11 protein-coding genes are annotated in these 9038 nt (G+C 64.5%); 7 read left to right on the top strand and 4 right to left on the bottom strand.

What is annotated here, in order from left to right; all coding sequences use genetic code 11:
- Positions 1 to 199: 199 nt before the first annotated feature.
- Positions 200 to 1282, bottom strand: coding sequence for a branched-chain amino acid aminotransferase (locus tag AC0L23_RS13420; protein WP_026232543.1), 1083 nt, complete (start codon positions 1280 to 1282; stop codon positions 200 to 202).
- A 339-nt stretch (positions 1283 to 1621) separates the two neighbouring features.
- On the opposite strand from AC0L23_RS13420, the gene AC0L23_RS13415 reads away from it, so the two are divergent.
- The 3 genes from AC0L23_RS13415 to AC0L23_RS13405 are packed head-to-tail and all read left to right on the top strand — an operon-like array spanning position 1622 to position 4295.
- Positions 1622 to 2161: a MarR family winged helix-turn-helix transcriptional regulator gene (locus tag AC0L23_RS13415; RefSeq protein WP_007596846.1), complete on the top strand. Its 540-nt coding sequence runs from the start codon at positions 1622 to 1624 to the stop codon at positions 2159 to 2161.
- Positions 2158 to 2889: a response regulator gene (locus AC0L23_RS13410; protein ID WP_018453502.1), complete on the top strand. Its 732-nt coding sequence runs from the start codon at positions 2158 to 2160 to the stop codon at positions 2887 to 2889. Before AC0L23_RS13415 ends, AC0L23_RS13410 begins: the two co-directional genes overlap by 4 nt.
- Before the next feature lie 17 nt (positions 2890 to 2906).
- Positions 2907 to 4295: an ATP-binding protein gene (locus AC0L23_RS13405; RefSeq protein ID WP_027520375.1), complete on the top strand. Its 1389-nt coding sequence runs from the start codon at positions 2907 to 2909 to the stop codon at positions 4293 to 4295.
- 169 nt (positions 4296 to 4464) lie between these two features.
- On the opposite strand, the gene AC0L23_RS13400 is transcribed toward AC0L23_RS13405, so the two are convergent.
- The gene (locus tag AC0L23_RS13400; protein ID WP_085358092.1) at positions 4465 to 4995 is read right to left on the bottom strand and encodes a DUF3617 domain-containing protein; all 531 of its coding nucleotides are present in this window, start codon (positions 4993 to 4995) and stop codon (positions 4465 to 4467) included.
- 45 nt (positions 4996 to 5040) lie between these two features.
- Positions 5041 to 5334 (bottom strand): hypothetical protein, encoded by a 294-nt coding sequence (locus AC0L23_RS13395; RefSeq protein ID WP_085358090.1) that lies wholly within the window; start codon positions 5332 to 5334, stop codon positions 5041 to 5043.
- Positions 5335 to 5516: 182 nt separating this feature from the next.
- Here AC0L23_RS13395 and AC0L23_RS13390 point away from each other — a divergent pair, with 182 nt between their 5' ends.
- From AC0L23_RS13390 to AC0L23_RS13375, 4 genes are all read left to right on the top strand, one after another.
- Positions 5517 to 5981 (top strand): hypothetical protein, encoded by a 465-nt coding sequence (locus AC0L23_RS13390; RefSeq protein WP_027565385.1) that lies wholly within the window; start codon positions 5517 to 5519, stop codon positions 5979 to 5981.
- Between the two features lie 119 nt (positions 5982 to 6100).
- Entirely contained in the window at positions 6101 to 6793 is a 693-nt protein-coding gene (locus AC0L23_RS13385) for a ribonuclease T2 family protein (protein ID WP_085358088.1), read from the top strand.
- 52 nt (positions 6794 to 6845) lie between these two features.
- On the top strand, positions 6846 to 7706 hold the full coding sequence (locus AC0L23_RS13380; RefSeq protein WP_085358086.1) for a 23S rRNA (adenine(2030)-N(6))-methyltransferase RlmJ: 861 nt from the start codon (positions 6846 to 6848) through the stop codon (positions 7704 to 7706).
- A 250-nt stretch (positions 7707 to 7956) separates the two neighbouring features.
- Complete coding sequence (locus tag AC0L23_RS13375) at positions 7957 to 8172, top strand: cold-shock protein (protein WP_007614865.1); 216 nt, start codon at positions 7957 to 7959, stop codon at positions 8170 to 8172.
- A gap of 71 nt (positions 8173 to 8243) precedes the next feature.
- On the opposite strand, the gene AC0L23_RS13370 is transcribed toward AC0L23_RS13375, so the two are convergent.
- Positions 8244 to 8867 carry an outer membrane protein gene (locus tag AC0L23_RS13370; RefSeq protein WP_085383808.1) on the bottom strand — a complete coding sequence of 208 codons (624 nt, stop codon included), beginning with the start codon at positions 8865 to 8867 and terminating at the stop codon, positions 8244 to 8246.
- Positions 8868 to 9038 lie beyond the last annotated feature (171 nt).

Here is a 9038-nt window from a genome sequence, read left to right as displayed (position 1 = left end):
CGCCCTCCCGCCCACCCCCCCCCCCCCCCCCCCCCCCCCCCCCCCCCCCGCGGGGGGGGGGGGGGCCCCCCCCCCGCCCGCGCCCCCACGGGTGAGGGGTTCTATCCGCGAGTCCAACTGACCCTTGAACTCGCGGATAGAACCCCTCATCCGGCGCTTCGCGCCACCTTCTCCCACAAGGGGAGAAGGAAGAAGGGCCTCAATCCACCTTCCGGATCCAGTTGTGCGGATCGTTGGTGCGGCCGTACTGGATGTCGACGAGCTGCTTGCGCAGGCCCATGGCGACGGGGCCCGCGGCACCGCCGCTGATCTCGAAATCGCCGCTCACCGAGCGCACCGTGCCGATCGGCGAGATCACGGCGGCGGTGCCGCAGGCAAACGCTTCCTTCAGCTTGCCGCTGGCCGCATCCTTGCGCCACTGGTCGAGCGAGTACGGCTCCTCACGCACGGTCTTGCCGGCGTCTTTGGCCAGCGCAATGATGGAGTCGCGGGTGATGCCGGGCAGGATGGTGCCCAGCGGCGGCGTCGAGAGCGACCCGTCGTCGAACACGAAGAACACATTCATGCCGCCGAGCTCTTCGATGTAGCGGCGCTCGATTGCATCGAGAAAGACGACCTGGTCGCAGCCGTGCTGGATCGCCTCGGCCTGCGCACGCAGGCTTGCGGCATAGTTGCCGCCGCATTTGACGGCGCCGGTGCCGCCGACGGCAGCGCGCGTGTAATTCTCCGACACCCAGATCGAGACCGGCGCGGGGCCGCCCTTGAAGTAGGAGCCGACCGGCGAGGCGATCACCGCGAAAATGTATTCGGACGACGGCTTGACGCCGAGGAAGGTCTCGCTCGCGATCATGAAGGGGCGCAGGTAAAGGCTACCCTCGCCGCCCGGCATCCAGGCGCGATCGATGCGCACGATTTGCTCGACCGCCTCGATGAAGACGTCTTCAGGGAGCTGCGCCATCGCCATGCGGTCCGCCGAGTCCTTGAAGCGCCGGGCATTGGCATCGGGGCGAAACAGGTTCACGCCGCCGTCGTCGCGCTTGTAGGCCTTGAGGCCTTCAAAAATTTCCTGGGCGTAGTGCAGGACGGCGCCGGCCGGATCGAGCTGGAAATTGGCGCGGGCCTCGACACGCGCCTCGTACCAGCCGCCCTTGGCCTGGTTGTAGCGGACCACTGCCATGTGGTCGGTGAAGACCCGCCCGAAACCGGGGTCGACCAGCTTGGCGACCCGATCCTTCTCGGAGGTCGGATTGGATGCGGGCTGGATGTCGAATTTCATGCTCATGTCCTTGCCTCCCGCTGCCGGTAGCGGCGCCGTTGTGGCACCCGCCTGCCCCGATTTGGGCCCGGCTGGCTCGATTGGTTTCTGGCCGGACCGCCGCCAGCCTTGTTACGGCCGGTTTCCGTGGCCAGCATGTCACCGAGGACATGCTTTTGCGGAAGACGGAAGTCCAGTATGTTTTGCCGAAATGCCGTTCGACAATCGCACGGTAGATCTGCTCCGGCCGTCTCCGCCTGTCCGGCCCACTGCGGCCGCCTTGCTTCGATGCCCACCCGACGCGAAACGATCTAAAATTTCGTGCGGGCTGATCGTTTTGTAACATTGAGACAAAGATACGTCAATATGCCTGACATAAATTTCGCGACTCCTTCTCAAGACGCAGCCGGGCCGCGGCCGGCCGCAGACGACGGAGGCAATTTGCGCTGGGATATCATCGAACTGCTGTTCTTCGCCTATCGCGATTTTGTCGGCGATCCCGACCAGGAGCTGGAGGCGTTCGGCTTCGGCCGGGCCCATCACCGCGTCATGCACTTTGTTTATCGTTATCCCGGCCTCAAGGTCGCCGACCTCCTCGACGTCCTGCGCATCACCAAGCAATCGCTCGGCCGGGTGCTCAAGCAGCTCCTGGACGAGGGCTATATCGTGCAGAAGACCGGCGACAATGATCGCCGCCAACGCCTGCTGTTTGCGACACCGAAGGGCGAGGCGCTGGTGCAAAAGCTCGCCGGTCTCCAGACCACGCGCATCACCAAGGCGCTCGCCGAGATGGCGCCGCAGGATGCCGAAACCGTCAAGCGCTTCCTGCGCGCGATGATCGACCGCGACGATCCCGACAAGGTGCTCGAGACGATCTTTGCCACCGTCAATCAGGACAAGGAGTGACCGTGCCGCTCGCTGCCACGCTCGCACGCCCGCCGGCACGCCCCGCCGACGATGCTCCGCATCTCCTGCTGGTCGACGACGACCGCCGCATCCGCGACCTGCTGTCGCGCTTCCTTGCCGGCGAAGGCTATCGCGTCTCGACCGCCGCCAGCGCCAGCGACGCCCGTTCCAAGCTTTTGGGCCTGCACTTCGATCTCTTGATCCTGGATGTCATGATGCCCGGCGAGACCGGCTTCGATCTCGCGCGTTTCATCCGGACCTCGTCATCAGTGCCGATCGTGATGCTGACGGCGCGGCACGAAGCCGAAGCGCGCATCGAGGGCCTGCAGATCGGCGCCGACGACTACGTCGCAAAGCCGTTCGAGCCGCGCGAGCTTGCGCTGCGCATCAACAACATCCTCAAGCGCGCCGCGCCGCCGCCGCAGGCCGCTGCGGTGGAGAAGATCGCGTTTGGCCCGTACATCTACCACCTCGACCGCGGCGAACTGCGCCAGGGCGAAGACGTCATTCACCTCACCGACCGCGAGCGCGAGATGCTGCGGATCCTGTCGGAGACACCGGGCGAGACCGTGCCGCGCAGCGCGCTGACCGGCAATGGCAGCGTCAACGAGCGCGCCGTCGACGTGCAGATCAACCGCCTGCGGCGCAAGATCGAGACCGATCCCGCCAATCCGCTGTTCCTCCAGGCCGTGCGCGGCATCGGCTACCGGCTGGTAGCCTCGCCATAAAGAGTGAAGCGCCACCGATGAGCACGATCGATAGCGGCCTGACGCTTTTGAAGAGCGCCGCCGGCCGCGTCTCCGCCGCCAATGGCTGGATGGGCAATGCGTTCAAGGGCTGGATGCCGACCGGCCTCTACGCGCGTGCGCTGCTGATCATGATCGTGCCGATGGTGATCCTGCAATCGGTGGTCGCCTTCGTGTTCATGGAGCGGCACTGGAACACGGTGACACGCCGCCTGTCGGCCGCGGTGGTGCAGGACATCGCCGCGCTGATCGACGTCTACAAGGGCTACCCGCAAGACAAGGATCGCGACCAGATCCGCCGCATCGCGCAGCAGCGCCTCGGCCTCGTCGTCGATTTCCTCCCGGCCGGCGACATGCCGCCGCCGGGACCAAAGCCGTTCTTCTCGCTGCTCGACCAGACGCTGTCGGTGCAGCTCGGCCGCCAGATCGGGCGCTCCTTCTGGATCGACACGGTCGGCCGCTCCAACCTCGTCGAGATCCGGATCCAGCTCGACGATGCCGTGATGCGCGTGTTCGCGCAGCGCAGCGCCGCCTATGCCTCGAACTCGGAGATCTTCCTGTTCTGGATGGTCGGCACGTCCTCGATCCTGCTGATCGTCGCGGTGCTATTCCTGCGCAACCAGATCAAGCCGATCCTGCGACTTGCCGACGCCGCCGAAAGTTTTGGCAAGGGCCGCGAGGCGCCGAATTTCCGCCCGCGTGGCGCGCGCGAGGTGCGGCGCGCGTCGGTCGCCTTCCTCGAAATGAAGTCGCGCATCGAGCGAACGATGGAGCAACGCACCGCGATGCTCGCCGGCGTCAGCCATGATCTGCGCACGATCCTGACGCGGTTCAAGCTCGAGCTGGCGTTGATCGGCGACAGCCCCGAAATGGAGGGCATGCGCAAGGACGTCGACGAGATGTCGATGATGCTCGAGGACTACCTCGCGTTTGCCCGCGGCGATTCCGGCGAGCAGTCGCAGCCGACCGACATGGCCCAGGCGCTCGAGGAGCTGCGCAGCGACGCCGAGCGCCACGGCCACACGGCGACCGTTGCGTTCAACGGGCTGCCCGTGGTCACGGTGAAGCCGGCCTCATTCAAGCGCTGCCTCGCCAACCTCGTCACCAACGCCGCCCGCTACGGCAAGAGCATCGCCATCACCGGCCAGCGCGATCACCGTTATTTGACCGTGACGGTGGACGATGACGGGCCGGGCATTCCCGCCCATCTGCGCGAAGAGGTGTTCAAGCCGTTCCTGCGGCTGGACAACGCCCGCAACCAGGATGAAGGCGGCACAGGTCTTGGCCTCGCGATCGCCCGCGACATCGCCCGCTCGCACGGCGGCGACATCACGCTTGGCGACAGTCCGATGGGCGGATTAAGGGCGAGCGTGCGGATACCGGTGTAGCTGCCTCTTCCCTTCTCCCCCTGTGGGAGAAGGTGGCGCGAAGCGCCGGATGAGGGGTCTCTCTCCGCGAATTCAAAGCGAAAAGAGTCACACGCGGAGACAAACCCCTCACCCGTCTCGCCGCTGCGCGGCGAGCCACCCTCTCCCACAAGGGGAGAGGGGAAGAGCCTTACTTCGGCAGCAGCGCCTTCAGCTTGTCCATGTCGCGCACGTTCATCTTGAAGCCGCCGGGCATCACGATGTCGCCGGGCTTCTGGTCCGGCTTGCAGGCCCCCAGCCATTTCGCTTCGAGCTGCATGGTCGTGTCGCGGCCTGCTGCGCCGGCGGCGCCGCCTTGCGCGTGCGACGACGTCTTCACGGTATAGGCCGAATTGAAATCGCCGGATATCTCGGCATGCGAGGTCGTGCTGATGCCGGCGACATTGCACTCGGAATCGCTGACATAGCCGGTCGCGGTCTTCTTGATGTCCTGCCTGGCGCAGATCTGCTTGGCCATCGGGGAGATGTTGTTGTTCATCTCCTTGTCGACGGTCTCGTCGGTGCAGTGCTGCATGGTCATCTCGGGCACCGGCGTGCCGGTCCTGACCATCTTCAATTCCCACAGCCCCGCCTTGCGCACCGGCAGGTCGTCAGCGCGAGCGCTGCTTGCCGATACGACAAGGCAAAAGGCGGAGCCGAGCAAAGCGAGCTTGCGCGTCATGTGGGAGGCTCCCCGCTGCGAGATAGCGGCGCTAACGAAAGCGCCTCAGTAGAGCGTGCGGATCGGCAGGTCGGCGGCGCCATAGGGCACCCAGCGGCAGGAGAACGAGATGTAGCCGCCCTCATAGGCCTGCACCGCCAGGAATTTGGCGACCTTGCCGTAGCGCGCGCAGTGATCGACCGCGACCTGCCGCGCATCGACCTGGGTTGCCATCGAATAGGCGATGATGCCGCCAGTGTCGTTGCCCTTGAACGGAGGCACCGGAAGCAGATCGGCGCGCGCCGACTGGCTCGCCATCATACCCAGGGCAAGTAGACCCGCGGCCGCAATGATTCGCATTCCCGTCACTCCGATTGGTTGCCGACAGTTTACGGTGCCGGCGGGGCGGTGGAAAGAACGGATGGCCGGTCCAACGCAGCATTGCGGTCAACTCGTCGGCAAGTGTTGCCGCGCTGCACTTGACCTCCCCCGGCCTTCACGGCACCGTCCGACCCTTGCAGATCATGCTGTCTGGATCATCCATGCGCGCCTCGACCTTCCTGAAATCGCTCCGCTTTGCCGCCGTGCTCGGCCTCCTGTTCGGGGCGCTGTCGCTCGGCGAGGCCAGGGCCGCCAATCCGCTGGAGCTGAATTTCTGGCTGAGCGGGCCGCGCTATGACGGCAACGTCTCCGAATGCGACAGGGCGCTGCCGACGATCGCCAGCCAGTTCTGGGAGAAAGAAAGCTCGTTCTGGAATTCCTCGTTGAAGATCACCGGCTTCGCCGCCGTTCACGAGACCGCGTTCCGGCCTTGGGCATCCGACAACATCCCGCGCCGCTATTGCACCGGCGAGGCCATGCTCACGGACGGCAAGATGCGCAAGGTGCATTTCTCGATCGTGGAGGATGGCGGCTTCGCCGGCTACGGCCAAGGCGTCGAATGGTGCGTGGTCGGGCTCGACCGCAACTGGGCCTACAACCCGGCCTGCCGCGCCGCCAAACAGTAATTGAAACGTTCTGATCCGGACCGATCAGGCGGCCGAACGACGGTCGCCCGCATTTTGTTCTTGAAATGTTCTTATCGCCTGCTAGGCTTGCCTGCACAGTCTAGTTGAGGGGCGTCGCCATGTTTCATTCCCGATTGCATTCGTTCTCCCGCCTGATGATCTCGCTGACGCTTGCGGCCGGGCTGGCTGCGCTGGCCGATGGCGCAAAGGCCCAGGACAAGCGGCAGAACACGCCCGGCGAATTCGATTTTTATGTGCTGTCACTGTCTTGGTCGCCCTCTTTCTGCGAGGAGGCGGCGGAGCGCGGCGGCCGCTCGCAGACCCAGTGCAGCGGACGGCCCTACGCTTTCGTGGTGCATGGTCTGTGGCCACAATATGAGAACGGATTTCCGGAATATTGCCAGCGGCCCTCGCCGCGGCTGAACCGCAGTATCGTCTCCTCCATGCTCGATCTGATGCCGGCGCCGGGGCTGATCTTCAATGAGTGGGACAAGCACGGCACCTGCTCGGGGCTCGCTGACCGCAGCTATTTCGAGACGATCCGCAAGGCGCGCGCCGCGATCAAGATTCCAGCCGAATATCTCGATCTATCGCAGGCCAAGACCGTGGCGCCGGCGGAGGTGGAGGAAGCCTTCATCAAGGCCAATCCGGGCCTCAGCAATGCCGCCGTCTCGATCACCTGCAACCGGACGCGGCTATCGGAAGTCCGCATCTGCCTCAGCAAGGACCTGCAATTCCGCGCCTGCGAGGAGATCGACCGCCGCGCCTGCCGCCGCGACCAGGTGACGATGCCGCCGATCCGGGGTGGCTAGCCCAGGCGTCGTGCCTCTTTGCTCGGGCCGTCACGTGGCGTAGTGCTCTTGCATGAATTACCGCCACGCCTTCCATGCCGGCAACTTCGCCGATATCATCAAGCACATCGTGCTGACGCGCATCATCACCTATCTCCAGGACAAGCCGGGTGCGTTCCGCGTCATCGACACCCATGCCGGCGCTGGCCTCTACGATCTCGAAAGCGACGAAGCGCGCCGGGGCGGCGAGTGGCTGACGGGCATTGCGCGGCTGATGCAGGCGCGGTTGTCGAACGACGCCATGGCGCTGACCAAGCCCTATCTCGACATCGTCCGCGCCTTCAATCCGAAGGGCGAGCTCAAGGCCTATCCGGGCTCGCCGCTGATCGCACGCGGCCTGCTGAGGCCGCAGGACCGCCTCTTGCTCTGCGAGCTCGAGCCGAAGGCGCGCAAGGCGCTGATCGGCGTACTGCGCCGCGACGAACAGGCCCGCGTGGTCGACCTCGACGGCTGGATGGCGCTGCCGGCTTTCGTGCCGCCGAAGGAACGGCGTGGGCTCGTTCTGATCGACCCGCCCTTCGAGGCAAAGGACGAGTTCGAAAAGCTCGCAGAGGCCTTCTCGGCGGCTTTCGCGAAATGGCCGACCGGTATCTATGTAATCTGGTATCCCGCCAAGAGCCGACGCGCCACCGACACGCTGGTGCAATCAGTGGCGCGGCTCGCAGCCGCAGCAAAGCCGCCGGGAAAATGCCTGCGCCTCGAATTCAGCGTGGCGCCGCAAGCCGACGGCGCAGCCCTCACCTCCAGCGGGCTCTTGATCGTCAATCCGCCTTACACGCTGCACGGCGAACTCAAGACGATCCTGCCGGAGCTGGAGATGCCGCTCGGCCAGGGTGGCGCTGCCAGATTCCGATTGGAGGTGCCGAGACCGTAACACTCCGGCATTCTTGGGAAAAATATGCAGGAGCGGTAGTCAATCTGCAGAGAACCGTATTATGCTGTTGCGGTGACTGGCTTTACGTTCCGCTTCCGCGAATGGTTGCGGCGGAGTGAAGGCCTAAGAAAGATCCAGTCGGACCGAATGGTCTGCCGAAGGATGGCCAGCTCCCGGGCTTCGTAAGGCCCGGTCATGTCGTGACGCGCGTCTGCGTCACGACGGAGGAGCAATGAGGGGGAGTTTCCCGATGGCCATGACGGGAACGGTCAAGTTTTTCAACGGTGAGCGCGGCTACGGATTCATCAAACCGGACGACGGGGGCCGCGACGTCTTCGTACATATTACTGCTGTGGAGCGGGCCGGACTGAAGGACCTTGCCGAAGGACAGCGTATTACTTTCGAAGTCGAACCGGACAAGAAGGGCAAGGGGCCGAAGGCGGTCGATTTGGTCATCCTTCCCTAGCGAGCCAAGCGTCAAAAAAATCCCGGCCGCAAGCGGCCGGGAGGTTGGTCCGGTATTTTCTTCTTTAGCTATCAGAAGTGATAGTTCACGCCTGCGCGCACAACGCTGGCGCTATAGCCGTTTGACACGCCCGTAATCGCGAACTGACTCGTCGAGAGATCGATATAGAGATATTCGAGCTTGGCGCTCCAGTTCGGCGCGAACATAACTTCCGCGCCGGCACCGATGGTCCAGCCGGCGCTGGTGTGCGACTCGGTCCAGCCGAACGTCTGCGCGCGCAGCTCGCCGAAGGCGAGGCCCGCCGTGCCGTAGAACAGCACGTTGCTGAAGGCGTAGCCGGCGCGGCCGCGCAAGGTGCCGAACCACGGATTGGAGAACTTCCACGGCGCGAAGGTGTCGTCGGCACCGGCGGCCTGGATGTCGCCCTCGACGCCGAACACCCATGGGCCGTTCTGGAAATTGTAGCCGGCCTGAACGCCGCCGACGAAGCCCGACGGTTTTGCGGGATTGTTGCTCACCGAACCCCATTCGTAGCCGAGATTGCCACCGAGATACGGACCGGCCCAGCTATAGGCATTGAGCGGCTGATTGACCGTGTAGGGCGCACGCTGCCCGTAATTGAGATCGGCGGCCTCTGCCGAAGCCGTCCAGCCGACCGCAGCCAACGCGGCTGCGCCCACAACGAGCCTCTTCATCACACACTCCAACGCAACTCCCGTCACCGCTGCGATGCCCGCGCCGCCGCGCGAGGCAAAACCGCATGGTTACGGAACCACCCTTTTTCGCGTAAGATTTATCGAGAGTTTTAAGTTAAAGGCCTGTTAAGCCGGGTTACCGCGCTGTTAACAGGCTTAAGCAAGCGTTAC

The sequence above is a fragment of the Bradyrhizobium sp. MI1.4 genome, assembly GCF_055811315.1.
The sequence above is the reverse complement of the archived record's forward strand: the minus strand, read 5'-3'. Positions and strand labels throughout refer to the sequence as shown.